28 protein-coding genes are annotated in these 26,177 nt (G+C 34.9%); all 28 read left to right on the top strand.

The features are described from left to right. Positions 1 to 16 precede the first annotated feature (16 nt). The 28 genes from fliM (at position 17) to AXY_RS07485 (ending at position 26,112) form a co-directional block, all read left to right on the top strand. Positions 17 to 1,018, top strand: a complete 1,002-nt coding sequence (gene fliM, locus AXY_RS07620; protein WP_015010222.1) for a flagellar motor switch protein FliM — start codon at positions 17 to 19, stop codon at positions 1,016 to 1,018. Beyond that, positions 1,008 to 2,162, top strand: a complete 1,155-nt coding sequence (gene fliY, locus AXY_RS07615; protein ID WP_015010221.1) for a flagellar motor switch phosphatase FliY — start codon at positions 1,008 to 1,010, stop codon at positions 2,160 to 2,162. Before fliM ends, fliY begins: the two co-directional genes overlap by 11 nt. Positions 2,163 to 2,184: 22 nt before the next feature. After that, complete coding sequence (locus AXY_RS07610; protein WP_015010220.1) at positions 2,185 to 2,547, top strand: response regulator; 363 nt, start codon at positions 2,185 to 2,187, stop codon at positions 2,545 to 2,547. Between the two features lie 43 nt (positions 2,548 to 2,590). Beyond that, complete coding sequence (locus AXY_RS07605; protein ID WP_041450139.1) at positions 2,591 to 3,220, top strand: flagellar biosynthetic protein FliO; 630 nt, start codon at positions 2,591 to 2,593, stop codon at positions 3,218 to 3,220. 2 nt (positions 3,221 to 3,222) lie between these two features. Then, a complete protein-coding gene (gene fliP, locus AXY_RS07600) occupies positions 3,223 to 3,891 on the top strand; it encodes a flagellar type III secretion system pore protein FliP (protein WP_015010218.1) in 669 nt (222 codons plus the stop codon). 27 nt (positions 3,892 to 3,918) lie between these two features. Continuing rightward, on the top strand, positions 3,919 to 4,188 hold the full coding sequence (gene fliQ / locus AXY_RS07595; protein WP_015010217.1) for a flagellar biosynthesis protein FliQ: 270 nt from the start codon (positions 3,919 to 3,921) through the stop codon (positions 4,186 to 4,188). Positions 4,189 to 4,191: 3 nt separating this feature from the next. After that, positions 4,192 to 4,971 (top strand): flagellar biosynthetic protein FliR, encoded by a 780-nt coding sequence (fliR, locus tag AXY_RS07590; RefSeq protein ID WP_015010216.1) that lies wholly within the window; start codon positions 4,192 to 4,194, stop codon positions 4,969 to 4,971. Continuing rightward, positions 4,971 to 6,056 (top strand): flagellar biosynthesis protein FlhB, encoded by a 1,086-nt coding sequence (gene flhB / locus AXY_RS07585; RefSeq protein WP_015010215.1) that lies wholly within the window; start codon positions 4,971 to 4,973, stop codon positions 6,054 to 6,056. The genes fliR and flhB overlap by 1 nt, the downstream gene beginning before the upstream one ends. 24 nt (positions 6,057 to 6,080) lie before the next feature. After that, complete coding sequence (gene flhA / locus AXY_RS07580) at positions 6,081 to 8,117, top strand: flagellar biosynthesis protein FlhA (RefSeq protein WP_015010214.1); 2,037 nt, start codon at positions 6,081 to 6,083, stop codon at positions 8,115 to 8,117. Next, on the top strand, positions 8,114 to 9,235 hold the full coding sequence (gene flhF / locus AXY_RS07575; protein ID WP_015010213.1) for a flagellar biosynthesis protein FlhF: 1,122 nt from the start codon (positions 8,114 to 8,116) through the stop codon (positions 9,233 to 9,235). Before flhA ends, flhF begins: the two co-directional genes overlap by 4 nt. Continuing rightward, complete coding sequence (locus tag AXY_RS07570; protein ID WP_015010212.1) at positions 9,225 to 10,091, top strand: MinD/ParA family protein; 867 nt, start codon at positions 9,225 to 9,227, stop codon at positions 10,089 to 10,091. The genes flhF and AXY_RS07570 overlap by 11 nt, the downstream gene beginning before the upstream one ends. Then, the gene (locus AXY_RS07565) at positions 10,092 to 11,171 is read left to right on the top strand and encodes a protein-glutamate methylesterase/protein-glutamine glutaminase (RefSeq protein WP_015010211.1); all 1,080 of its coding nucleotides are present in this window, start codon (positions 10,092 to 10,094) and stop codon (positions 11,169 to 11,171) included. A gap of 1 nt (position 11,172) precedes the next feature. Then, positions 11,173 to 13,185: a chemotaxis protein CheA gene (locus AXY_RS07560; protein ID WP_015010210.1), complete on the top strand. Its 2,013-nt coding sequence runs from the start codon at positions 11,173 to 11,175 to the stop codon at positions 13,183 to 13,185. A gap of 13 nt (positions 13,186 to 13,198) precedes the next feature. Continuing rightward, entirely contained in the window at positions 13,199 to 13,684 is a 486-nt protein-coding gene (locus AXY_RS07555) for a chemotaxis protein CheW (RefSeq protein ID WP_015010209.1), read from the top strand. Further along, positions 13,684 to 14,319 (top strand): chemotaxis protein CheC, encoded by a 636-nt coding sequence (locus tag AXY_RS07550; protein WP_015010208.1) that lies wholly within the window; start codon positions 13,684 to 13,686, stop codon positions 14,317 to 14,319. Before AXY_RS07555 ends, AXY_RS07550 begins: the two co-directional genes overlap by 1 nt. Continuing rightward, a complete protein-coding gene (locus tag AXY_RS07545) occupies positions 14,316 to 14,816 on the top strand; it encodes a chemotaxis protein CheD (protein WP_015010207.1) in 501 nt (166 codons plus the stop codon). The genes AXY_RS07550 and AXY_RS07545 overlap by 4 nt, the downstream gene beginning before the upstream one ends. A gap of 71 nt (positions 14,817 to 14,887) precedes the next feature. Further along, positions 14,888 to 15,652 (top strand): FliA/WhiG family RNA polymerase sigma factor, encoded by a 765-nt coding sequence (locus tag AXY_RS07540; RefSeq protein ID WP_015010206.1) that lies wholly within the window; start codon positions 14,888 to 14,890, stop codon positions 15,650 to 15,652. 124 nt (positions 15,653 to 15,776) lie between these two features. Further along, positions 15,777 to 17,147: a DUF342 domain-containing protein gene (locus AXY_RS07535; protein ID WP_015010205.1), complete on the top strand. Its 1,371-nt coding sequence runs from the start codon at positions 15,777 to 15,779 to the stop codon at positions 17,145 to 17,147. A 20-nt stretch (positions 17,148 to 17,167) separates the two neighbouring features. Next, positions 17,168 to 17,485: a hypothetical protein gene (locus tag AXY_RS07530; RefSeq protein ID WP_015010204.1), complete on the top strand. Its 318-nt coding sequence runs from the start codon at positions 17,168 to 17,170 to the stop codon at positions 17,483 to 17,485. A gap of 13 nt (positions 17,486 to 17,498) precedes the next feature. Continuing rightward, positions 17,499 to 17,987, top strand: coding sequence for a DUF6115 domain-containing protein (locus AXY_RS07525; RefSeq protein WP_015010203.1), 489 nt, complete (start codon positions 17,499 to 17,501; stop codon positions 17,985 to 17,987). A 165-nt stretch (positions 17,988 to 18,152) separates the two neighbouring features. Next, positions 18,153 to 18,935 carry a 30S ribosomal protein S2 gene (gene rpsB, locus AXY_RS07520; RefSeq protein WP_015010202.1) on the top strand — a complete coding sequence of 261 codons (783 nt, stop codon included), beginning with the start codon at positions 18,153 to 18,155 and terminating at the stop codon, positions 18,933 to 18,935. Positions 18,936 to 19,019: 84 nt separating this feature from the next. Beyond that, a complete protein-coding gene (tsf, locus tag AXY_RS07515) occupies positions 19,020 to 19,904 on the top strand; it encodes a translation elongation factor Ts (RefSeq protein ID WP_015010201.1) in 885 nt (294 codons plus the stop codon). Positions 19,905 to 20,041: 137 nt separating this feature from the next. Next, entirely contained in the window at positions 20,042 to 20,764 is a 723-nt protein-coding gene (gene pyrH, locus AXY_RS07510) for a UMP kinase (protein ID WP_015010200.1), read from the top strand. Between the two features lie 3 nt (positions 20,765 to 20,767). Further along, positions 20,768 to 21,325, top strand: coding sequence for a ribosome recycling factor (gene frr, locus AXY_RS07505; protein ID WP_015010199.1), 558 nt, complete (start codon positions 20,768 to 20,770; stop codon positions 21,323 to 21,325). A 205-nt stretch (positions 21,326 to 21,530) separates the two neighbouring features. Beyond that, positions 21,531 to 22,298: an isoprenyl transferase gene (locus tag AXY_RS07500; protein WP_015010198.1), complete on the top strand. Its 768-nt coding sequence runs from the start codon at positions 21,531 to 21,533 to the stop codon at positions 22,296 to 22,298. Between the two features lie 20 nt (positions 22,299 to 22,318). After that, complete coding sequence (locus AXY_RS07495) at positions 22,319 to 23,110, top strand: phosphatidate cytidylyltransferase (RefSeq protein ID WP_015010197.1); 792 nt, start codon at positions 22,319 to 22,321, stop codon at positions 23,108 to 23,110. Between the two features lie 18 nt (positions 23,111 to 23,128). Beyond that, the gene (rseP, locus tag AXY_RS07490) at positions 23,129 to 24,385 is read left to right on the top strand and encodes an RIP metalloprotease RseP (RefSeq protein ID WP_015010196.1); all 1,257 of its coding nucleotides are present in this window, start codon (positions 23,129 to 23,131) and stop codon (positions 24,383 to 24,385) included. A gap of 29 nt (positions 24,386 to 24,414) precedes the next feature. Beyond that, a complete protein-coding gene (locus tag AXY_RS07485) occupies positions 24,415 to 26,112 on the top strand; it encodes a proline--tRNA ligase (RefSeq protein WP_041450138.1) in 1,698 nt (565 codons plus the stop codon). Positions 26,113 to 26,177: the final 65 nt, after the last annotated feature.

The raw sequence follows: 26,177 nt of genomic DNA, 5'->3' as shown, positions 1-26,177 counted from the left end.
GTAGGAGGTGGAATGTATGGCAGATGAGGTTCTGTCTCAAAGTGAAATTGATGCGTTACTATCAGCTTTATCGTCAGGTGAAATGGATGCTAATCAATTAAAACAAGAAGAACAAGATCGAAAAGTTCGTGTATACGATTTTAAACGAGCACTTCGATTCTCTAAAGACCAAATTCGAAGTATCTCTCGAATTAATGAAAACTATTCAAGACTTTTAACAACTTACTTCTCAGCACAGTTACGTACATATGTACATATATCTGTCGCATCTGTTGATCAAATTCCTTATGAAGAATTTATTCGTTCAATACCCGCGATGACTGTGTTAAATATTTTTAGTATGTCACCCCTTAAAGGGAGAATTATCTTTGAAATTAACCCGAATATCGCCTATGCAATGCTTGATCGAATTTTAGGTGGTAGAGGAACGAGTTTAAATAAAATTGATAACTTAACGGAAATTGAATCAACGATTATGACAAACCTATTTGAACGTTCTCTTGATAATTTAAGAGAGGCTTGGTCTTCAGTTGAGGATATTGATCCAGTGTTGGAGGAATTTGAAGTTAACCCACAGTTCTTACAACTGGTCTCTCCAAATGAAACAGTTGTAGTTGTTTCATTAAACACAACAATTGGTGAAAGTACTGGAATGATTAATATATGTATTCCACATGTCGTATTAGAGCCAATTATGCCGAGGTTATCAGTTCACTATTGGATGCAAACTGAGACACAAAAAGAACGACAGCCTGAAGAGTACAAGAGCCTTTCAGAAAATCTAAAAACAACAAAGTTAGACTTAAATGTCTTATTAGGTAAAACAAAAATAACTGTAAATGACTTTTTAAACTTATCTAAAGGCGATGTACTTCATCTGGATCAATCGATTCATGAACCTTTAGTATTAGCTTCTGCAGATGAGGCATTATTTAAAGTACAACCTGGACACAGAAAAAATAAGGTAGCCGTACAAATTTTAGAAGAAATAAAGAAGGAGGCACCAAATGATGAATGATGGTATGCTTTCACAAGATGAAATAGATGCACTATTAAATATGGACGATACAGAAGAAGATATTGTTGAGGAAACGTCAATAGAGACGCCTGTATTAACTGATATTGAACAAGATACCTTAGGGGAAATTGGGAATATTTCATTTGGAAGTTCAGCAACAACGCTGGCAACTTTACTTAATCAAAAAGTCGAAATTACAACACCAACAGTATCATTTATTAAACGAAATCAATTAGAAGATGAGTTTCCAATTCCGCATGTAGGGGTTGAAGTGAAATATACTGAAGGATTTCAAGCGGATAATTTATTTATCTTAAAGTCAAATGATGCTTTTGTCATTGCAGATTTAATGCTTGGTGGTGATGGACAAGGCGACAATCATGAATTAAATGAAATTTACATGAGTGCGATTCAAGAAGCGATGAATCAAATGATGGGGACTGCAGCAACTAGTATGTCGACAATTTTCTCAAAACGTGTTGATATTTCACCACCATCAACGATTATGTTAGACGTAACTGAAGAATCAAGTCATCAATACATTCCGAATGAGGATATCCTTATTAAAGTTTCATTTCAATTAAAAATTGGTAATTTAGTTGATTCGAGTATCATGCAATTATTAACACCATCATTTGCTAAACAAATGGTTAATGATCTGCTAAATCCATCAACACCAGAGGTTCAGTCAAAACCAACAGCAGCAGAGCCTGTTAAACAAGAGGAAAAAGAGGTTGTATCAATGAATCAGCAAAAAGTAGAATATGACGTAAAACCTGAATCAAGACAACCACAGAACATTGGTGAACCGACTCAAGCTAATGCATCGGTACAAACGGCTCAATTCTCTAATTTTGATGAGATCGAGTTACCACAAACTGAGCGACGTAATCTGGATATGTTATTAGATATTCCGTTACAAGTAACAGTAGAACTTGGGAGAACGAGACGAGCAGTACAAGACATCCTTGAACTGTCTTCAGGATCAATTATTGAACTTGATAAATTAGCTGGTGAACCAGTTGATATTCATGTCAATAATAAATTAATTGCTCAAGGTGAAGTCGTTGTTATTGATGAAAACTTCGGTGTAAGAGTTACTGAAATTATTAGTCAATCTGATCGTCTGAAGAATTTAAAGTAAAATAGATTTGGGAGGAATAATAATGGCAAATACAGTTTTAATCGTTGATGATGCAGCATTTATGAGAATGATGATTAAAGATATATTAAATAAAAATGGTTTTGAAGTTGTTGGAGAAGCTCAAGATGGTCAACAAGCTGTAGAGAAATATGAAGAATTAAAACCAGATTTAGTTACAATGGATATTACAATGCCTGAGAAGGATGGTATTACAGCGTTAAAAGAAATTAAAGCAATCGATCCGAATGCAACTGTCATTATGTGTTCTGCTATGGGGCAACAAGCAATGGTTATCGATGCGATACAAGCTGGTGCCAAAGACTTTGTTGTTAAACCGTTTCAAGCTGACCGTGTTATCGAAGCCATTACAAAAGCATTGGACTGATTGAATGAGAAAGTGTATTTATTTATTCGTATTACTTCTTTTTATGTTTAACTCAATCCCAGTAGTTCAAGCAGAAACGGGTGATGGATCTGTAACAGATTTCTTTAATCAAACCGAATCACCTGAAGAAGATGATTCAGATTTGATTAGTGACGATAACATGACAAAAGATCCAAGTTCAAACATCAATCAAACCAATTCACCAACACTATTTAGTATTATCTTAAAATTAATTATTGTTTTAGCAATCATTATAGGATTGATCTATCTTTTATTAAGAGTCTTCAATCGATCGGGTCATTTGAATCGGCATGGTGATGCACTGGTTAATTTGGGCGGAATTTCTTTAGGAGCGAATAAATCTATCCAAACGATAAAAGTTGGAGAGAAAGTTTTTCTCGTTGGAGTAGGCGATGATATTTCGCTCCTAACCGAAATAACAGATGAACAAGTTATTGAAGCTTTAGTTGCTAAACAGGATGCATCAACTTTACCAGCACAATCTATTTTAGGTCAGTTGAAGATCTTTCAAAAACAAGCAAAATCAGCAGAACTTGAACAACAAGAGCAAAAATTTGAAAATCAAGATTTTGCCTCTTTGTTTAAAGGTGAGCTCGACACTATGAAGGAAAAAAGAGAAAAAATTAGAGTTAAATATAAGGAAGAAGATTAATTATGAATGAATTTATTGATATTTTTTCAGGCACAGATATCGAAACAGTATCTAGTGCCGTACAATTATTAATATTACTTACTATTTTCTCTTTAGCACCAGGTATTTTAATTTTATTAACAAGTTTCACTCGAACCATTATTGTTTTATCATTTACTCGGACTTCATTAGCGACACAGCAAATGCCACCAAATCAAGTTTTAATTGGAATTGCATTATTTATTACCTTCTTCGTTATGGCACCAACATTTCAACAAATTAATGAAGAAGCATTAACACCATTAATGAATGAAGAGATAGGCTTAGATGAAGCTTATGACTTGGCGAGTGGTCCTATAAAGCAGTTTATGGCAAAACATACGAGGCAGAAGGATTTACAATTGTTCTTAAATTACACAAATACAGAAGCTATTGAAACAATTGAAGACATTCCTTTAACTGCTTTGGTACCAGCTTTTGCTATTAGCGAAATCAAAACGGCTTTTACAATGGGTTTTTTAATCTTTATTCCGTTTTTAGTCATTGATATGACGGTCGCAAGTATCCTCATGTCAATGGGGATGATGATGCTTCCACCGGTGATGATCTCGTTGCCATTTAAGATTTTATTATTTGTTTTAGTCGACGGTTGGCATTTAATTATTGAGTCATTATTGTCAAGTTTCCATTAGCTATTATTATAAAAGGAGATTAGTAAAATGAGTGCAGAATCAGTCATATCACTAGCTGAACAAGGTATCATCACAATATTAATGGTTGCAGGGCCATTACTGATCCTAGCATTAGCAGTTGGTCTATTAGTGAGTATTTTCCAAGCAACAACACAAATACAGGAGCAAACATTAGCGTTTATTCCTAAAATTGTTGCAGTTTTGCTTGGAATTGTCCTATTTGGACCGTGGATGTTAAATCAACTGACGCAATTTGCTATGAATATATTTCAAAATTTAAATCAATTTATAGGATAGACGATGCTTACACTCATTGATTTTAATTATATACCTGCATTTTTACTAATCTTCTCACGTGTAGTTGCTTTTATTGCAACACTTCCAATTTTTTCATATCGGAATATCCCGAATCCATTTAAAATTGGATTTGCATTTTTCGTTAGTTTAATAACCGTATCAACGATTGAGATACCCACATTACCAATTGATTTAGCATACGTACTGTTATTATTCAAAGAAGTGATGATTGGTTTAACAATTGGTCTTGTTGCAACACTGATTTTAACTATCATTCAAATTGCAGGTGGGTTTATTGATTTCCAGATGGGTTTCGCGATAGCTAACGTGATGGATCCACAGACTGGTGCGCAAAGTCCAATTATTGGTCAATATTTTTATACTTTTGCATTATTATTTATCTTAGCTAGTGATGGTCATCACTTACTTATCAATGGTGTGATAGCTAGTTTTAAATTTATCAACCTTGACCAATTAGTGAATTTTGCTAGTCAGAATTTTATAATGTCCGTTATTATGATGCTAAGTCAGATGTTTCTAATCGCTTTCCAAATGGCAATACCAATAGTGGGAAGTTTATTTTTGGTTGATGTTGCATTAGGTATTATCGCCAGAACTGTTCCGCAACTAAATGTCTTTGTAGTCGGAATTCCGTTAAAAATTACTGTTTCATTTATTGCGATAAGCATTTATATTGTCTTTTTTATTAGTATTGTGAAACGGCTATTTGGCTACACGTTAGAAATGATGGATGGATTTATGCGGATTCTAGGAGGAATGTAATGATGGAGTGGTTAAAACTAGATTTACAATTCTTTTCTGGCGAAAAAACAGAGAAAGCAACACCAAAAAAACGTGAAGAAGCACGTGAAAAAGGACAAGTTGCCAAAAGTCAGGATCTCAATACGGCAATACTGCTCTTTTTTATGTTTATTTCATTTATAGCAATTGGTCCGTTTTGGAAAGAGCGCTTTACTGGATTGTACATTCGTGTATTTACTGAATTTATAAATTGGACAGTTACACCAGATCAAATCCATCTCATTTTTATCGATATACTGATCTATGTTGGTATTACGATTGCTCCTGTATTGGGAGTGGCTATAATAGCGGGAATTGTTTCAAATCTTATGCAGATAGGCTTTTTAAATACAACTGAACCTTTGCAAATGAAGTTAGATAAACTTAATCCGATTCAAGGAGCGAAACGAATTTTCTCAATTCGTGCAATCATTGAGCTGATTAAATCAATTTTAAAAATAACAGTTGTAGGCGCAGTTACATTCTCTATCCTTTGGGGTAGTAAAGATGAAATATTTATGCAGTCACAAGGAAGTTTAGAAAGTGCACTTTCCTTTTTTAGTTCAACAACTGTGAGAATGGGACTATCAGCTGCGATTGCATTATTAATTTTAGGTGTATTTGATTATGGTTATCAAAGGTTCGATTATGAAAAAAATCTCCGCATGTCAAAGCATGAGATTAAAGAAGAGTATAAGAATATTGAAGGTAACCCATTAATTAAATCAAAAATTAGAGAAACACAACGTCAAATGGCAATGAGACGAATGATGAGTGAGGTTCCAGAAGCAGATGTTGTTATTACCAACCCAACTCATTTCGCTGTTGCCCTTAAATATGATGAATCAAAGGCGCAAGCTCCTTATGTTGTTGCTAAAGGAGCGGATTATGTGGCTTTTAAAATCCGTGAACTTGCAGAAAAAAACCAAGTGATGATTGTTGAAAATCGTCCTTTAGCAAGAGCATTATATGCAAATGTAGAAGTTGGTCAAATGATTGATGAGTCATACTACCAAGCAGTAGCTGAAGTGTTGGCTTATGTCTATCAAGTAGAACGTAGGGCATAGTCCAACTAGTAGGGAGAGAGTACAATGTTTAAATTTAAAGATATATCAGTATTACTATTCGTTATCATTATTATGGTTATGATCATTGTTCCATTACCAGGATGGTTATTGAGTATACTGATTTTAATTAATATTTCAATGTCATTAATAATTATTCTTGTAGCAATGAATATTACAGAGCCTCTCCAATTTTCTGTCTTACCTTCGTTGCTCTTAGTCATTACAATGTTCCGTTTAGGATTAAACGTTTCAACGACAAGATCAATTTTAGCTGAAGCAGATGCAGGGAGTGTCGTTGATACGTTTGGTTCATTTGTTATCGGCGGTAACCCTTTAGTAGGTTTTGTAGTATTTGCTATTTTAGTTATTGTTCAGTTTTTAGTTATTACTAAAGGTAGTGAACGTGTATCTGAAGTTGGAGCACGATTTACTTTAGATGCTATGCCAGGTAAACAAATGAGTATTGATGCAGATTTGAATGCTGGCTTAATTAATGAACAACAGGCTAAAGAACGTAGAAGTAAAATTGAACGAGAAGCAGACTTTTATGGAGCGATGGACGGTGCCAGTAAGTTTATTAAGGGTGATGCCATTGCGGGAATTATAATTGTTTTAATTAATATTATTTTTGGAATTATCATTGGTATGCTTCAAATGGGCATGAGTATCGGTGAGGCACTTTCGACATATATGCAACTTACTGTTGGTGATGGAATTGTTACTCAACTTCCCGCTTTACTGATCTCAACAGCAACAGGTATTATCGTGACTCGAGCAGTTTCAGAAGAAAACTTAAGTAGTGATGTGACTTCACAGCTTTTACAATATCCAAAATTACTCTATATTGCTGGAGGTACGATTTTTCTATTAGGATTTACACCAATTAACTTCTGGCTAACATCGTCTATTTCTGGCGTTTTATTTGCTGGTGGTTATCTCCTAAGTCGACCTACTCAAGAATTAGAAGTCGATCAAATTGAGATTGAGGATGAAGAAGCAGCGAGACAAATTGAGTCAACTGAAAATGTTGTTGATTTAATTAGTATGGATCCAATTGAATTTGAATTTGGTTATTCGTTGATTCCATTAGTTGATTCAAGTCAAGGTGGAGACTTAATGGATCGTATCGTCATGATTAGACGTCAATTAGCAATCGAGCTTGGCGTTGTGATTCCTGTCGTAAGAATTCGTGACAATATTCAGTTAGCACCAAATGCTTATCAGCTAAAGATTAAAGGTAACGAAGTCGCTAGTGGTGAATTGATGTTAGATCACTACTTAGCAATGACACCAGGAATGGAAGAAGATGATCTATATGGGATTGACACGGTAGAACCTGCATTTGGCTTACCTGCTAAATGGATCAGTGAAGATGTAAAAGATGAAGCTGAATTGTCTGGTTACACTGTGGTTGATCCACCTTCAGTAGTATCAACTCATATTACTGAAGTGATTAAAAAGCACGCACATTTATTATTAGGTCGCCAAGAAACAAAACAATTAGTGGACCACTTAAAAGAATCGTATCCTATCTTAGTAGAAGAGGTCACACCAGACCCATTAAGTATAGGAGATATTCAAAAGGTACTGGCTAAATTATTACGTGAACAAGTGTCAATTCGTAATTTACCTGTTATATTCGAAACATTAGCTGACTTTGGAAAAATGACTAATGATCCTGAATTATTAGGTGAATATGCTCGACAATCACTAGCATCGCAAATTACCAAGCAGTATGCTGACGAATCGAAATCTTTACGTGTTATTACTGTATCTGGTGAAGTTGAACAGATGATTGCTGACCATGTTCAGCAAACAGAGCATGGAAACTATTTAGCACTTGATCCAGAAAGTCAGCAAAGAATTATTAGTTCAGTTTCTGAAAAGATTGAACAGGCGACACTGCAATCAGAAAATTCAATTATTTTATGTTCTCCAACAATTCGGATGTACGTTAAACAACTATTAGATCGATTTTTCCCTGAGGTTATCGTCTTGTCATATAATGAGTTGGAGCCAGATCTTGATGTTCAAAGTATTGGGGTGGTGAAAGCAGGATGAAAGTAAAAAAATATATTGCACCAAGCATGCCAGAGGCACTTGATAAAGTAAGAGCAGAATTTGGTACAGATGCCGTTATATTAAGTTCAAAGGTCGTCTATACCGGTGGCTTTTTAGGAATGTTTAAAAAGAGAAACATTGAGGTTGTAGCAGCAGTAGAGCCCCAACCACAACCAGCTAAACCGAGATATGATACGCCAATCATTGAAAAAGAGCTAACAAAGCAAGTATCTCCACAACCAGACAAGCAACAACAAATCGTTTTAGAAGAATTACGTTCAATTCGAAAGTGGATGGAACAAGCGTCAGAACAGACAGATCATCAATTTCCAGCTGCATTTCAATCTGTGAAGGATCATCTTATCAATCAAGAAGTAGATGAAGATGTGGTAGATGAGATTATTTTAGCTAATTTAGAGCAGGAGCAAGAGCTCACATATCATGAAGCATTACAAAAAACGAAAAATTATTTAGAATCTTTGTTTTCTAAGTATCAATGTGGAAATGTACAGTTTAAGCAGAAGTTTATTCACTTAGTAGGCCCTACTGGAGTAGGAAAAACAACAACGATTGCTAAATTAGCAGCTAAAAGCATGATTCAAGATGGTAAAAGAGTGGCTCTAATTACAACTGATACATATCGAATCGCGGCGATTGAACAGTTGAAAACTTATTCAAATATTCTAGATATACCATTAGAAATTGCTTATACGATGGAAGATTACCAAAAAGCACGATTGAAGTTTCAAGAATATGACCTTGTTTTTGTTGATACAGCTGGACGTAATTTCAGAGACCCTAAATATGTAGCTGAACTAGGTAAAATAGTAGATTTAGAACATGATATTGAAACATATTTAGTCCTTTCAGCCACGACCAAAGCAAAAGATCTTATGATGTTATTTGATCAATTTAAAGCCATTCCTTTATCAAAGTTAATTATTACGAAAATAGATGAAACCAGTACTTACGGCGCATTACTAAATTTAATTAAAGAGAATGGCATTGGCATTGCCTACCTTACACATGGTCAAAACGTCCCTGATGACATTCGATTAGCTACACCAAGTTTATTAGCAAAATTATTAACTGAATCGGATGATCAAGATGTATCATGATCAAGCTGCAAATTTACGTCAAACTATGCAAAGACTCAAAATAAAAAAACATGCTAAGACAATTGCCGTTGTTAGCGGTAAAGGCGGAGTAGGTAAGTCGAATTTTACGATTAACTTTGCGCTAAAACTTATTGAACAAAATAAAAAGGTATTAATTATTGATTTGGATATTGGTATGGGAAATGTTGATATTTTGCTAGGGCTTCAAGCCAAGCAATCAATTGTAGAAATGTACGAGAATCATTTGTCGATTCGTGATATTATAGAGATAGGTCCTAACGATATAGCCTATATTTCAGCAGGATCTGGATTATCTACTGTATTTAATATGGATGAAGCCAAACTTAATTACTTTTTAGATCAATTTAATGAGATTACAAGTGACTATGATTATATCTTTTTTGACATGGGAGCAGGAGCATCTAATGATAGTCTAGCCTATATATTAGCAGCAGACGAATGTATCCTTGTTACAACGCCTGAACCGACATCAATGATGGATGGTTATGCAATGATAAAACATATTCACTATAAAAATGAACAACTGCCTTTCTATCTTTTAATTAATCGAGCTCAATCAGTTAATGAAGGTAAGCAGATAATTAAAAAGTTACAAAGAGTAACTCAACATTTTCTAGGTAAAGAAATTACACCTCTAGGTGTGTTACCAGATGATAAAAAGGTTTCAAAAGCAGTTGTCTCACAAGTGCCATTTGTTCTATATGATTCATCCGCACATGTATCACGTGCAATTGAACAAATAGTTAAACAATATTTAACTGATACTATTAATGTAGATCAAAAAGCTCCTTCATCCTTTATTTCGAAATTAAAAAAATTCATCAAAGAAAGGTAGATGGATGTGAAAAAGATAAAAGTATTAGTAGTTGATGACTCTGCTTTTATGCGTAAAATGATTTCAAATATTTTAGAATCTCACCATCTATTAACTGTAGTAGGAACTGCTAGAAATGGACTTGACGCATTAAAAAAGATTGATGAATTAAATCCTGATGTCATTACGCTTGATATTGAAATGCCTGAAATGGATGGCTTAACAGCATTAAAAAGAATTATGGAAACAAAGCCTATGCCTGTTGTCATGCTTTCAAGCTTATCAAAGCATTCAGCTGATAAGACGTTTGAATCTATGGAATTAGGAGCAGTTGATTTTGTCACAAAGCCTTCTGGGGCAATTTCACTTAATATTAAAGAAATAGAGTCAGAAATCATCAGCAAGGTTCTAGAAGCAACAAAAGTAAAAGTTGATTTATTTACTAAAGCTAATAGAACTCCGGAATATTCAAAAGCATCAGCTCATCGTATTACGCAAAACTTTTCAAAGCAAAATCAGAATATTATCGGAATTGGTACTTCTACTGGGGGACCAAGAGCATTGCAACAAGTGATTACACGATTGCCTGAAAATATCCCAGCGCCGATTGTAATCGTTCAGCATATGCCTCCAGGCTTCACCGAATCACTAGCAAAACGTTTAGATCAATTGTCGCATGTTAAAGTACTTGAAGTTAGTGATGGTGAAAAATTAGAAAATGGTGTTGCCTATATCGCACCAGGTGGCTATCAATTTAGAGTAATAGAAACAAAAGAAGGATTAAGAGCAAAGATTACTAAAGAAGAGCCTAAGAGTGGCCATCAACCATCAGTCGACGTTTTATTTGAATCATTAGCAAATCTATTAAACTATAATTTAATTGGAACCATTATGACTGGGATGGGTGCAGACGGAGCTAATGGCATTGTTGAAATGAAAAAGAAGAAACAGAATACGGTTATCATCGCTGAAGCTGAAGAAACGTGTGTTGTCTATGGAATGCCTAAGTCTGCAGTTAAAACAGGCGTCGTTGATCACGTCGTCCAATTACCAGAAATTGCAGACATGATAATAAATTTATTGAAAATTAGAGGTGAATAGGATGGAAGTTAATGAATATCTTGACGTTTTCATTGAAGAAAGTAAGGAACACATACAATCTTTAAATGACCATTTACTCGAGCTAGAAAAAGATCCTAAAAACATTAACATTGTTAATGAAATTTTTAGATCAGCACATACTTTAAAAGGTATGTCAGCAACCATGGGCTATCAAGATTTAGCCGACTTAACTCACAATATGGAAAACGTGCTAGATGCTGTTAGAAATAATAAACTTGAGTTAAATTCCGATATTATTGATGTGATCTTTAATGCTGTAGACGCTTTAGAATCGATGGTTTATGACATTATTGATGGTGGTGAAGGTAGGTTAGATGTCACTACACTCGTCAATAAATTAGATGCAATCCAATCTGGAGAAACTTTGAGTGACCAAAAAGCATCACAAAAGACTAAAGTAACAGAGGAATCAACAACACAGAAACTAGACTTAGATGAGTTTGAATTAACTGTATTACAGCAATCTAATGAAAAAGGCTATAAAAATTATCAAGTCACTGTACAATTACAAGAAACAACATTGTTAAAAGCAGCTAGAGTATACATGGTGTTCGGTATATTTGAACAAATTGGTGAAGTGATTAAGTCAGTTCCATCCGTAACAGAATTAGAAGATGAAAACTTTGATTTTGATTTTTCTGTTGTTTTAGTTACAAAAGACTCGCCAACTGAAATTGAACAAAAAGTTATGAAAGTTTCAGAAATTAAGTCTGTTGAAGTTAGTGAATTAGACATTCAACAATTTGTTCAAGAACAGCAAGAAACCGAAGTTGTAGAAAATAATGAGCAACAAGAAGATACAGCAGCAAATGATGACAAATCACAATCGAAACGTCCATTAACGAGCAAAACTATTCGTGTAAATATTGAACGTTTAGATGCATTAATGAATTTATTTGAAGAATTAGTTACAGATCGAGGAAGACTTGAACAAATTTCTGCAGATTTACGCCATAATGATTTACAGGAAACAGTTGAAAGAATGGCTAGAGTATCAAGTGATCTTCAAAACATCATTTTAAATATGCGAATGGTACCGATTGATCAAGTATTCAATCGTTTCCCACGAATGGTAAGACAATTAGGACGAGATCTGAATAAAGATATAAAACTAGAAATTGTTGGTGCTGATACTGAGTTAGATCGTACAGTAATAGATGAAATTGGTGATCCACTTGTACACCTAATTAGAAATGCTCTAGATCACGGTATAGAGACACCAGAAGAAAGAAAAGCGAAAAACAAACCTGAACAAGGAACGTTAAGATTAAACGCCTATCACAGTGGTAACCACGTGTTTATTGAAATATCTGATGATGGTGCTGGAATCAATCGAGATGCCGTTACGAAAAAAGCGATTAAAAATGGAATAATTACAGCGGAGCAAGCCGAATCCTATAGTGATCAACAAGTATATCAATTGATTATGGAAAGTGGCTTTTCGACTGCAGAAAAAATATCTGATATCTCAGGTCGCGGTGTAGGATTAGATGTTGTGAAGAATACGATTGAGTCACTAGGTGGAAAGATTTCCATTGATTCAGAATTGAATAAGGGATCGATTTTCTCTATTCAATTACCATTAACATTGACAATCATTTCAGTTATGTTAACTGAAATTGAAGATGAAGTATATGCTATTCCATTATCATCAATTCTTGAAACAGCAATTATTCATAAAGATAAAGTTATGACTGCACACAATAAACAAGTTATCGATTTCAGAGGAAAAGTAGTACCACTTGTTTCGCTGAAGAAGGTCTTTGAAGTACCAGGTGAAGAAAAAGAAGATGACTATTATTCAATTGTCATTATTCGCCAAGGAGAAAGAATGGTCGGTTTAATTGTTGATTCATTTATTGGACAGCAAGAGGTCGTTCTAAAATCGTTAGGTAACTATTTATCAAATGTATTTGCAATTTCTGGTGCAACAATTCTTGGTGATGGAAAAGTTGCATTGATTATTGATACAAACGCACTCATCAAAAAGTAAGGAGGTTATTGCTATGACACAAGTAGATTCAGAATTTATAAAATCAATTGTTTTTCAGTTAAATGATGAAGAGTACGCAATGCCTGTACAACTCGTTGGATCGATCGAAAGAATGCTACCAATTACAAGAGTTCCGGGAACACCCGATTTTGTTAAAGGCGTATTAAACCTACGTGGTGTTGTTACACCATTAATTGACTTAAGAGCTCGATTTGGATTTGAACCAAAAGAATATAACGATATGACACGAACTATTATTATCCATCATGATGATATGGACGTCGGTTTAATCGTTGACGCTGCTCAAGATGTCATTGACATACCTAAGAAATCGATTGAACCAGCACCTGAAGTCGTTGGTTCGCTACATATCGATTATATTGATGGCGTTGCGAAGTATGAAGACCGTCTATTTATTCTATTAAATATCGAGAAAATCCTATCAAAAGAACTCTTAGAAGAAGCAACGATGGCTCAAAGAGAAAAGCTGGTGCAATAATGTCTATATTTGATCAGATAACGGAGTATCAGTTAGACGTTTTGAAGGAAGTTGGTAATATAGGTTCGGGAAATGCTGCAACTTCATTGTCGATGTTACTAGGAAGTAAAATTGACATGAAAATACCTGCTGTTCGACTAGTTGATTATAATGAAATGATGGACTTAGTTGGTGGCTCTGAAACATTAATCGCAGCAATCTTTTTGAGAATAGAAGGGGAAACACCAGGTAATATGTTTTTTGTTCTGTCATCACAAGAAGCAACCAATTTCGTTGAACAGATGACAGGCCAAACAGATTTTTCAATCGAAAATCCGCCTCATGATGAAATGGCACTATCTGCTTTACAAGAAGCAGGGAACATACTAGCAGGATCCTACTTAACAGCTTTATCTGATTTTCTTAAATTATCACTTCAACCGTCTGTACCAATTCTGACAATTGATATGGCAGGCGCTATCCTTACAGAAGGATTGATGGAACTTTCGCAAGTTAGTGATTATGCAATTATTATTGAGACAATAATTGATAATCATGAAGAAGTTAAAAAACAAATCAAAGGTCATTTCTTCTTATTGCCAGACCCAGATTCGTTTTTGAAAATTTTCAATAAATTAGGTGTGCAAGACCAGTGAAAATTGAAGAAATTAAGACTATAAAAGTAGGTATTGCAGATTTAAAGTTTGTTAAAGCGCCTGATGTCATTCGAACTTCAGGTTTGGGCTCTTGTGTTGGTGTCGTAATCTATGATCCAACAATAAAAATTGCCGGGATGGCACATGTTATGTTACCAGATTCAAAATCGGCAAAAAAAGAAGGATTGAATCAGTATAAATATGCAGATACTGCAATTCCTATATTAGTCGATACACTTTTGAAAGACGGTGCGAGAAAATATGCTCTTAAAGCTAAGATAGCTGGTGGCGCACAAATGTTTGCATTTAGTGCGAAAAACGATATGCTTCGTGTCGGTCAACGTAATGTAGAAGCGGTAAAAAAACAACTTGGAGATTACCAAATTCCGATTATCGCGGAAGATGTTCATGGAAACAGTGGACGAACGATTGAGTTTTCTCCAGAAACATCGATGCTCTACATACGCACGATAAGCCAAGGATCAAAAGAGATATAAAATCCACTCACACTTTCAAATCATTAACATAATGATAGTTAACAAATAATGATGAAAGCGAGGCGATTGGATTGGGAAATAAGGACAAGCATATTGAACAACTATGGGAAAATTACATTAAATATAAAGATGAGCATACCACCAACCAACTCGTTGAACATTATTTGTATTTGGTTGATTATCATACGCAACGAATTTCGAGTCATTTACCTAAAAACGTTCAACGAGATGAAATAAGAAGTTTAGGTTTATTTGGATTATATGATGCTCTACAAAAGTTCGATCTTAATCGTGATTTGAAATTTGACACATACGCTTCCTTCCGCATCCGTGGTGCTATAATCGATGGATTAAGGAAGGAAGACTGGTTGCCAAGATCAACTAGAGAAAAGGCGAAAAAGATTGAACAAGCATCAAGTGAATTAACACAAAAATTACAAAGAACCCCAACGTCTTCAGAAATTGCTGATTATTTAAATATGACACGCGATGAAGTTGAGACTAGTTATAAAGATGCAATGTTTGCAAATCTTCTTTCTATTGAACAGCGGGCATCAGATGACCCAGATGATGCAAAAGAGGGGATTGGATACAGTATCATTGATCATGATCAATTATCACCTGAAGAGCATTTAGTACAGGAAGAAAATTATACTGAATTAGCAGAATCAATTAAAAGCTTGAATAAAAACGAACAACTTGTGATCAGTTTGTTTTATCATGATGAATTAACACTAACAGAAATTGGCCAAGTTTTATCATTAACTACATCTAGAATCTCTCAAATTCATAAACAAGCGATTTTTAAATTGAAGCAATCCTTACGATCATCTTAGCAGTTTATAAATAGACACAGAAAATAACCTAAAGTAGTTTGAACGTAATTAAATGAGATTAATTATGAGACTAGTTTAGGTTTTTTCATCAAAATTTTGTTACGATAAAAAGGGAGAATCAGTAATGGTAGACTTAAATGATCATTTCATATTATTTGTATCAGAAGATAAAATGGCTGCAACGATTCAATTGCTTGAACCATATGATGCCGATAAGATTAACGAGAAGTTAATCAGGGAATGGTTAAGCGAGAACAAAATTGTATCCGGTATCAATAATGAAGCTATTAGTCAGATCGCAAGTCAATGTAATGAATCCGATTTTCCAGTATCAATTGCAAAGGGGAAAGCACCTGTTGATGGTATTGACGGAAAGATTACATTTCTGTCTGAACAAAATGATGAGATAGATATCGATGATAAAAGAAGTTTTAGAGATATTAAACGTATACCATCAATTGAAGTGAATGAAAAAATAGCATACATTACCGATCCAATTGATGGTGATTTTGGTTATGACATTTTCGGTAAGAAATTACCTTATCGAAAAGCAAGGCCGGTAAAAATGCGTGCCGGTAAAAATGTTGTATATAATGAAACTGATAAAGCCTTCTATTCAGAAATTAAGGGTAAACTAAGTGTGACAGGGAATAGAATTAATGTACATAATGTTTATGAAGTTAACGAAGATTTGTCAATGAAAACAGGAAATATAAGTTTTGTTGGTTCGATTGTTATTCGTGGAAATGTACCTACTGGATATCGCGTTGAAGCAGAAGGGGATATTCATGTTTATGGTTTAGTAGAAGCTAGTTACTTAAAAGCAGGCGGGAACATTACGATTAGTGAAGGTGTTGCTGGACTGAAAAAAGCAGAAATTATTGCTGGTGGCGATATCAATATCGGCTACATAAATCAAGCTACAGTTGAGGCAGGACACAATATTATCGTTAATAATTCAATTATTCATGGTGAATGTGTCGCAAAAAACCATATTTATTGTCATTCGGGAAGTATTATCGGTGGAACATGCTCTGCTGGTGTAACAATTGAGGCTAAAGAAGTGGGCAACAAGATGGATACTAAAACAGAGATTTCAATTGGGGTTAATAAGGCCGAATTTGATTTAGAAACTCAATTAGAGTCCGCCAAAAGAACATTAATGAGTGAAATAACTAAATTAAAGAAACTTGGAGATGGTCTTGAAAGAAAGGCTAGAACAGGTGGAGGATTAACGTCAAGAGAACGAATTTTATTATTAAAACAAAAAAATTCTCTTCACGTAACGAAAGATAAATTGGCCAAAATTGAACAAAAAATTGACAGTCTAAATGTTAATCTTGGCGATGAGGAGATAGCACGATTGATCGTAACAAGGGCTCTCTACCCTAATGTTGAGCTTCGATTTGGTAAATACCAAAGAACGACTGATTCGATTTATAAATATACTCAAGTCTATATTGAGGATGGAGAAATCGAAATTAAACCTCTATAGGGAAGAAAGGTGTGTTTATTGTGAGCTGGAAAGCGGTTGAGTTGCAAGTTGCTTTGCCACGAACTCAAGATGTCGGTCGGATTCAAGAACAAATTCAACAACGTGGTCAGTTTATGCAAGAAGTGATTGCGCAAAATCAATTACAATCAGAAGAATTGAAGCGACGATCCGTGACAAATCTTGAAGAAGGTCATAAGTTAAAGAATAATAAAGATAAGAGTGAACATGAAAATCAGCCGAATCAGAAAGTTAATTCAGCCAATCAACAGCCTGAACCTGAACAGAGCAAAAAAGTACCACACCCGTATTTAGGGACAAGAATAGATATTAACGGTTAAGAGAGGTTTAAAAATGGGGTATTTATTATTAATTAGTTTTATTATTCATGGGATAACATTAGTCATCATTAGGCAACTTAAAATAAAAATCGATCAACCCGCCGTGACCAAACAAACGCTCGATCAACAAAAGAAAGAAATTGAAGAGCTTTTAGCGGTGTATTTATTAGAAATACGTGAGGAAAATGACAAGTTGCTTGAAGCGATTAATCATAAAACTGAAACAAAATCAAAAGTTAATACGGGCAGTAATGATACGCAAGTTCAAAAACCAATACTTAGTTCAACTCAACAAACGACTTCAACTGCAAAGCCCGAAACGGAAAAATACCAAGATTATCAACCTTTACTGCCAAAGGATGAAGATGAGCCAGTTGAAACATCATTTGCGGCTCAAGTTCTAGCCTTAGCAGACCGAGGCTACTCAGCAGAAGCAATTGCCAAGGAATTAAATCGAGGCAAAACGGAAGTTGAACTGTTAATAAAATTTCATCAAAGATAGGAGAAATTAAGGCTTGCTTGTCAATTAGCATTATGGTATAGTTACTTGTGGTGTTAAATACACACGCTTGCGGATTATAGAAATGGTGCTAATGAGCAATCATTAGTTTTTCTATTTAAAATGAAGTAAGCCGAGGAAAAAAACCAATTAGGAGGAATAAAAAAAATGGCAGTTATTTCAATGAAACAACTACTAGAAGCAGGTGTTCATTTTGGACACCAAACACGTCGCTGGAATCCGAAAATGAAAAAATACATTTTCACGGAAAGAAACGGAATTTATATTATTGATTTACAAAAAACAGTTAAAATGGTTGATGTTGCTTACAACTTCATCAGAGAAGTTGCTGAGAACGGTGGTAGCGTACTATTTGTTGGTACGAAGAAACAAGCTCAAGAAGCAATTAAAGAAGAAGCTATCCGCTCAGGCCAATACTACATTAACCAACGTTGGTTAGGTGGTACATTAACTAACTTCGAAACAATTCGTAAAAGCATTAACCGTCTAAAAGACATTGAAAGAATGGAAGAAGACGGAACATTTGATGTTTTACCTAAGAAAGAAACAGTTAACCTATTAAAAGAAAAAGATCGTCTAGTTAAGTTTTTAGGCGGAATTAAAGATATGAAGAAACTTCCTGACGTTTTATTCGTTGTTGATCCACGTAAAGAGCGTATTGCAGTGGCAGAAGCGAAAAAACTTAACATTCCAATCGTTGGGATTGTTGATACAAACTGTGATCCAGATGAAATCGATTATGTTATCCCAGCTAACGACGATGCAATTCGTGCGGTTAAACTATTAACTTCAACAATGGCAGATGCAATTTTAGAAGCTAAACAAGGTGAAGAAACTGAAGAAGTAGCTCAAACAGAAGCAGAAGTAGCTGATGTTGAAGTTACAACTGAAGAAGTCGAAGTTGAAGAAACACCTGTTGAACAAGAATAACATGTTAAAGAGGTGATAAGGGGGGAACCTTTTATCACCTTTTTTTAAAAACGTATGCTTAACTATTATAAGGAGGAAATAGACATGAAGATTACGGCAGCTATGGTAAAAGAGTTACGCGAAAAAACTGGTGCAGGTATGATGGACTGTAAAAAAGCTTTACAAGAAACTGATGGTGATATGGAAAAAGCCATTGATTATTTACGTGAAAAAGGTATCTCTAGCGCAGCTAAAAAAGCTGATCGAATCGCAGCAGAGGGTACTGCTTATACATTAATTGAAGGTAATACAGCTGTATTATTAGAAATTAACTGTGAAACAGACTTTGTTACAAAGAATGATCAATTCCAAGCGCTTGTTAAAGAGTTAGCAGAGCACTTAATTTCTCAAAAACCAAGCAACTTAGAAGAAGCTTTAGCACAACCATTAAACGGAAATGGCGACACTGTTGAAACACACATTAACAAAGCTGTTGCAACAATTGGTGAAAAAATCACATTACGCCGCTTTGTATTAGTTGATAAAACAGATGCAGATGTATTTGGTGCATATACACACTTAAATGGTACTATTGGTACATTAGTATTATTAGAAGGTACAACAGATGCAGAATTTGCAAGAGATATCGCAATGCATATTGCTGCAGCTAATCCACAATTTATTTCACGTGACGATGTTGATGCTGAGTTAGTTGAAAGAGAAAGAGAAGTCTTAAAACAACAAGCTCTAAATGAAGGAAAACCAGAAAAGATCGTTGAGAAAATGGTTGAGGGACGTTTAGGCAAATTCTTTGAAGACATTAGCTTATTAGAGCAAAGCTTTGTTAAGGATCCAGACGTAAAAGTTAAGAAATTAGTAGCAGATAAAGGTGCTACAGTTCGTTCATTTACACGTTACCAAGTTGGTGAAGGAATTGAAAAACGCGAAGAAAACTTTGCGGAAGAAGTACTTAATCAAATGAAGAACTAATGATGACTTAATTTAAGGGAGCACTTCTTCGTGTTCCCTTTTCTTTACAATGTAATCTATCTCAAATCTATCTATCGATTGTTTCAGAGCAAGACATAGTGTAAAATATAAGTAAAATCTACATAATGGAGGTTAACATGACGAAAGCACACTATAAAAGAATTGTACTAAAATTAAGTGGCGAAGCATTAAGTGGGGATCTCGGCTACGGATTAGAGCCAAAGATTATTAAATCGATTGCTCAACAAGTGAAGGAAATTGTAGAGCTAGGAGTAGAGACTGCCATCGTAGTAGGTGGAGGAAATATTTGGCGAGGTAAAGTAGGTAGCGAGATGGGCATGGATCGAGCAAATGCTGACTATATGGGAATGTTAGCAACGGTCATGAACTCATTGGCTTTACAAGATAGTTTGGAAAATATCGGTGTGGAAACACGTGTGCAAACATCAATTGAAATGCGACAAGTCGCTGAACCATATATTAGAAGACGAGCTATGCGTCATCTTGAGAAAAAACGTGTTGTTATTTTCGCAGCTGGAACAGGAAATCCTTACTTCTCAACAGATACAACAGCTGCATTAAGAGCTGCTGAAATTGATGCTGAAGTTATTTTAATGGCTAAAAATAATGTTGATGGCGTTTATACAGCAGATCCTAAGATTGATCCAAACGCAACTAAATATGATGAACTCACTTATATGCAAGTACTCAACGAAGAACTTGGTGTGATGGACTCAACTGCATCGTCATTATGTATGGATAATGAATTACCTTTATTAGTATTCTCAATTGCTAAAGAAGGTAATATTAAAAAAGCCGTATTAGGTGAAAAAATAGGAACTATTGTAAAGGGGAAATAAAACATGTCAGAAGCAATTATTAAAGAAATTCAACAAAGAATGGATCAAGCCATTCAGTCTTTCAAAAGAAGTTTAGCTACTGTTCGTGCGGGTCGTGCAAATCCAGCCATTTTAAATCATGTAATGGTTGACTATTATGGTGCACCAACTCCTTTAAATCAATTAGCAACAATTACAGCACCTGAAGCTAGATTAATCGTTGTAACACCATTTGATAAATCATCAATTGGAGAAGTTGAAAAAGCGATTCAAAAAGCTGATCTAGGTTTGGCTCCATCAAGTGACGGAAATATTGTTCGAATTGTCATCCCAGCTTTAACAGAAGAGCGTCGTAAAGAATTAGTTAAAGTAGTAGGGAAGTTTGCTGAAGAATCTAAAGTTCAAGTTAGAAACATTAGACGTGATGCAAATGATCAACTGAAGAAAAATGAAAAAGATGGTGAAATTACAGAAGACGAATTACGCCATTATCAAAATGAAGTTCAAGCTGAAACTGATAAATTTATCAAGCAGATTGACTCACTAGTTGAAGAAAAAGAAGCAGAAATTATGGAAGTTTAATTTTCAAAAAAGGTGAGGGGTGTTACAAAAGGAAGTTCTTTTGTTACACCTTTTTCTTTTTAGTGAATAATACTAGTGATTCTTAAGCCATTACATGGTAAACTGTAACAAGGTATGAAGAGATCAACTTGGTATTTTTGCTTGTAATATAATTTAATCATAAGCATCATATTGTTGATCAATGTTTTGTAATGGAGGAAAGATAATGGCAATAAATTTTTGGCCTTTTATGAATAAAAATAAATTAATATCTAATGAAGATAATCAAATAAACATTATACCTAACCATGTGGCGATTATAATGGATGGAAATGGCCGTTGGGCAAAGCAACGAGGGTTACCAAGGATAGCAGGGCATAAACAAGGGATGGATAATGTTAAACGAATTGTTGAAGTTGCCAATGCATATCAAATTAAAGTATTGACACTATACGCATTTTCAACAGAAAACTGGAAAAGACCAGATCAAGAAGTGAAATACTTAATGAAACTTCCTCAAGAGTTTCTTAATGTATATTTACCTGACTTGATTAAAGAAAATGTAAAGATAGAAATGATCGGACAAATGGATCAATTACCACCACATACTAAAGAAGCGATTACTAAAGCTATTGATAAAACTAAGCATAATACCGGACTGATTCTCAATATAGCTATGAACTATGGTAGTCGTTCTGAAATAGTTAATATGGTAAAATCAATTGCAGAAGATGTTCATATGAATCAATTAGACCCTTCACAAATTGACGAGCAACTTGTCAATAATTATTTATATACATCTCATTTACCGGACCCTGATTTATTAATTAGAACGAGTGGTGAAATTAGACTAAGTAATTTTCTATTATGGCAACTTGCCTATACTGAGTTTTGGTTTACTGATGCTTATTGGCCAGCGTTTTCAGAAAAAGAATTTGTAGAAGCTTTAAAAGCTTTTCAAAAACGTAAAAGAAGGTATGGCGGTTTAGAATAGTAAAGAGAAGGTGTGTATTTATGTTAACAAGAACAATAACTGCAATTGTAGCCATTGCATTTTTCTTCCCTTTTGTCATTATCGGGGGATGGCCTTTATCAATTGTAATGTTATTAATTGGATCTATCGGTTTATACGAACTAATAAAAATGCGCCAACTAACGAACCATAAAATTCCATTAGGATTGGCAATGCTATTATTATGGGCATTTCTACTCCCAGAAACAGTTATTGCTGATTTACTTCCAATTACAGTTAATCGGATTGAGCTTTTATTTATAATTTCTTTACTTATCCTATCATATACTGTTTTATTGAAAAATAAATTTACTTTTGATGATGCAGGATTTTTAGTATTAGGATCGATTTATATCGGATTAGGTTTTCATTATTTTGTAGCAAGTCGATCAGTAGGATTAGAATATGTTTTCTTTGCAATTGTTGTGATCTTAATGACTGATACTGGAGCTTATTTCTCCGGTAATATGTTTGGAAAACATAAATTAATTCCTGAAATCAGTCCTAATAAAACAATTGAAGGAGCAATAGGTGGAGCGATCATTGCAGTTATTACTGGTACAATTTTCAATTTGATTTTCCCAGTTCATGACTCAGTGATAGTTGTAATGGTTGTTTCATTTTTCGCAAGTTTAGTTGGACAAATTGGCGATCTAGTCGAGTCTGGCTTAAAGCGACACTATGAAGTAAAAGATTCAGGCCGTTTGTTACCTGGACATGGTGGAATCCTTGATCGTTTTGATAGTTGGTTATTTGTTTTTCCATTTTTACACTTAATTCAATTTATCGGTTAATAAGGGAGTGAACGTTAATTGAACACGATTGTAGCCTTTATCCTAATGTTTGGTCTACTCGTATTTGTTCACGAGTTTGGTCATTTTATTTTTGCTAAAAGGGCAGGTATGCTTGTTAGAGAATTTGCAATTGGATTCGGTCCAAAGATATTTTCTGTGAAAAAAGGTGAGACATTATACACGATCCGTATCTTACCAATGGGGGGATATGTCCGTGTGGCAGGCGAGGACCCAGAGATTGTTGATTTAAAGCCAGGGCAACATATTGGGTTAATTTTCAATCAAGATAACAAAGTACAAAAAATAGTCATTAATCATAAAGCGAAGTATCCACAAGCGCATGTTATTGAAGTTGAACGAGCTGATTTAGACCATGAATTAATTATCATTGGAAGCCTAGTCGGAGAAGAGGATATTAAGACTTACCATGTAGCAGAAAATGCAGAATATATTATGGATGAAGTTGCTACGCAAATTGCACCATATAATCGTCAGTTTGCTTCCAAGACAAAGCGTCAGCGTGCTATGCAGCTTTTCGCTGGCCCACTAATGAACTTTGTCTTAACAGCAGTATTATTTTTCTTTATGGGATCTATTCAAGGTATCCCTGTTGATGAAGCTATATTAGGCGAGATTCAACCGAACTCTCCAGCGGACATTGCTGGATTTCAATCTGGTGATGAGGTGATATCCGTTCAAGGGAAATCAATCAGCCAGTGGAGTGAATTTCAACAATTTATTCGTGAAAATCCAGAGCAAGAATTATTAATGACAGTTAATCGTTCTGGTCAGCAAATCGAAATTACTGTTACGCCAGGTGCAAACGAAGAAGGTGAGCTCACGATCGGACGGATCGGTGTATTACCCTATATTGAAAAATCACCACTTCGGGCAGTCCCCTATAGTATTAAACAAACGTATGAATGGTCGAAATTGATCGTTATTAATGTTGGTATGCTCGTATCCGGACAATTTTCACTTGATATGTTAGGTGGTCCAGTTGCGATTTATGATGCGACAGATCAAATGGTTCAAAGTGGTTTTTGGACACTTATTCACTGGACAGCAGCATTAAGCGTTAATTTAGGTGTGATTAATTTGTTACCACTACCTGCATTAGATGGTGGACGTTTATTGTTTATTGGAATTGAAGCAATTCGTGGAAAGCCAATCTCAACAGAAAAAGAAGGATTAGTCCATTTTATTGGATTTGCTTTATTGATGTTATTAATGATTATTGTTACTTGGAATGATATTCAAAGATTATTTATGTAAGATGAAATGATTTAAAAGGTGGATGAATGATGAGACAGAGTAAAACATTAATTCCGACATTAAAAGAAACACCAGCAGATGCAGAAGCAGCGAGTCATAAATGGTTACTGCGAGCAGGATTTATTAGACAAAACATTTCTGGTGTCTATACTTTTTTACCTTTAGGAAAAAAAGTATTAAATAAAATTGAAGCAATTGTACGCGAAGAAATGGATGCGATTGGTGCAAATGAAACATTTATGCCTGCATTACAATCGGCTGAACTTTGGAAAGAAACAGAGCGTTGGGACGCTATGGGCGATGAATTAATTCGCTTAAAAGATAGACATAAGCGTGATTTCGTTCTAGGTCCAACTCATGAAGAAATCGCAACAAGCTTAATTCGTGATGCAGTGAGAAGTTATAAGCAATTACCTTTGACAATTTATCAAATTCAAACGAAGTTCCGTGATGAGCGTCGTCCTAGATTTGGTTTATTAAGAGGACGCGAGTTTATCATGAAAGATGCTTACTCTTTCCATACTAGCGAGGAAAGCTTAAATGAGAGCTATCAATTAATGTTCGATGCATATACGCGCATTTTTAAACGTTTAGGTTTAAATTTCCGTCCTGTTATTGCAGATGCTGGTGCAATGGGTGGTAAGGACACTCATGAATTTATGGCATTAGCAGACATTGGTGAAGATACAATTGCATTCTCTACTGATTCAGACTATGCAGCAAATATTGAAATGGCAGAGGTTCTTGATACTTATGAATTTTCAACAGAACCACAGCAACCATTAACTAAGGTAGATACACCTGGTCAAAAAACCATGCAAGAGGTTGCTGACTTCTTAAATCAAGACATTAGCCAAGGCATGAAATCACTTCTTTTTAAAGCTGATGATGATTTTGTCTTAGTTGTGACAAGAGGTGATCACGAGGTAAACGAAATTAAATTAAAACATTACCTTAAAGCAAAAACTGTTGCTTTAGTAGAAGAAGAAGAGACAATTAAATTAATGAACGTAGGGTTTGGCTCAATTGGCCCAATCGGTGTACCAGAGGGAATTAGAGTTGTTTATGATAACGCAGTAAAAGCTTTATCAAATGCAACGTGTGGTGCGAATGAAGATGGGGTTCACTATATCAATGTTAATCCAACACGAGATTTAATCGATCCTGAATATGCGGATATTCGCTTTATCCAAGAGGGAGATCCATCTCCTGATGGTAAAGGTACGATTAAATTTGCTGAAGGGATCGAAATTGGTCAAGTATTTAAATTGGGTAAATTCTATGCTGAAAAGTTAGGTGCTACTTATTTAAATCAGCAAGGTAAGTCTGAAGTTCTAACAATGGGCTGCTATGGAATTGGTGTTTCTAGAACTCTAGCAGCAATTGTTGAGCAATATCATGATGATCGAGGAATTACTTGGCCAGTTGAAATTGCACCATACCAAGTTCACTTACTTGTGTTAAACAACAAACCGGAACAGCTTGAACTTGCAGATCAGTTATATCAACAATTAACTGATGCAGGCTTTGATGTTTTATATGATGATCGAAATGAGCGTGCAGGTGTTAAGTTTGCTGATAGTGATTTAATCGGTATACCGTACCGAATCACAGTCGGCAAAAAAGCAAGTGAAGGAATTGTTGAATGTAAGGTTAGACGTACTAATGAGCAAGAAGAGCGTCACCAATCTGAACTAATTAGCTATTTGACTGAAGTATTAGGTTAATCGGTAAACCCTTGTCTTTTTCAGGACAAGGGTTTATAAATATACATATTAATACACTATTAATC

This window comes from Amphibacillus xylanus NBRC 15112, assembly GCF_000307165.1.
Taxonomy (GTDB): domain Bacteria; phylum Bacillota; class Bacilli; order Bacillales; family Amphibacillaceae; genus Amphibacillus; species Amphibacillus xylanus.
Note: the sequence above shows the minus strand (reverse complement) of the source record. Positions and strands in the feature narration are given on the sequence as shown.

Coding starts and splice junctions, on each gene's coding strand:
- fliM (WP_015010222.1), top strand. CDS start 17: ATGGCAGATGAGGTTCTGTCTCAAAGTGAAATTGATGCGTTACTATCA.
- fliY (WP_015010221.1), top strand. CDS start 1,008: ATGATGAATGATGGTATGCTTTCACAAGATGAAATAGATGCACTATTA.
- AXY_RS07610 (WP_015010220.1), top strand. CDS start 2,185: ATGGCAAATACAGTTTTAATCGTTGATGATGCAGCATTTATGAGAATG.
- AXY_RS07605 (WP_041450139.1), top strand. CDS start 2,591: ATGTTTAACTCAATCCCAGTAGTTCAAGCAGAAACGGGTGATGGATCT.
- fliP (WP_015010218.1), top strand. CDS start 3,223: ATGAATGAATTTATTGATATTTTTTCAGGCACAGATATCGAAACAGTA.
- fliQ (WP_015010217.1), top strand. CDS start 3,919: ATGAGTGCAGAATCAGTCATATCACTAGCTGAACAAGGTATCATCACA.
- fliR (WP_015010216.1), top strand. CDS start 4,192: ATGCTTACACTCATTGATTTTAATTATATACCTGCATTTTTACTAATC.
- flhB (WP_015010215.1), top strand. CDS start 4,971: ATGATGGAGTGGTTAAAACTAGATTTACAATTCTTTTCTGGCGAAAAA.
- flhA (WP_015010214.1), top strand. CDS start 6,081: ATGTTTAAATTTAAAGATATATCAGTATTACTATTCGTTATCATTATT.
- flhF (WP_015010213.1), top strand. CDS start 8,114: ATGAAAGTAAAAAAATATATTGCACCAAGCATGCCAGAGGCACTTGAT.
- AXY_RS07570 (WP_015010212.1), top strand. CDS start 9,225: ATGTATCATGATCAAGCTGCAAATTTACGTCAAACTATGCAAAGACTC.
- AXY_RS07565 (WP_015010211.1), top strand. CDS start 10,092: ATGGATGTGAAAAAGATAAAAGTATTAGTAGTTGATGACTCTGCTTTT.
- AXY_RS07560 (WP_015010210.1), top strand. CDS start 11,173: ATGGAAGTTAATGAATATCTTGACGTTTTCATTGAAGAAAGTAAGGAA.
- AXY_RS07555 (WP_015010209.1), top strand. CDS start 13,199: ATGACACAAGTAGATTCAGAATTTATAAAATCAATTGTTTTTCAGTTA.
- AXY_RS07550 (WP_015010208.1), top strand. CDS start 13,684: ATGTCTATATTTGATCAGATAACGGAGTATCAGTTAGACGTTTTGAAG.
- AXY_RS07535 (WP_015010205.1), top strand. CDS start 15,777: ATGGTAGACTTAAATGATCATTTCATATTATTTGTATCAGAAGATAAA.
- AXY_RS07525 (WP_015010203.1), top strand. CDS start 17,499: ATGGGGTATTTATTATTAATTAGTTTTATTATTCATGGGATAACATTA.
- rpsB (WP_015010202.1), top strand. CDS start 18,153: ATGGCAGTTATTTCAATGAAACAACTACTAGAAGCAGGTGTTCATTTT.
- tsf (WP_015010201.1), top strand. CDS start 19,020: ATGAAGATTACGGCAGCTATGGTAAAAGAGTTACGCGAAAAAACTGGT.
- pyrH (WP_015010200.1), top strand. CDS start 20,042: ATGACGAAAGCACACTATAAAAGAATTGTACTAAAATTAAGTGGCGAA.
- frr (WP_015010199.1), top strand. CDS start 20,768: ATGTCAGAAGCAATTATTAAAGAAATTCAACAAAGAATGGATCAAGCC.
- AXY_RS07500 (WP_015010198.1), top strand. CDS start 21,531: ATGGCAATAAATTTTTGGCCTTTTATGAATAAAAATAAATTAATATCT.
- AXY_RS07495 (WP_015010197.1), top strand. CDS start 22,319: ATGTTAACAAGAACAATAACTGCAATTGTAGCCATTGCATTTTTCTTC.
- AXY_RS07485 (WP_041450138.1), top strand. CDS start 24,415: ATGAGACAGAGTAAAACATTAATTCCGACATTAAAAGAAACACCAGCA.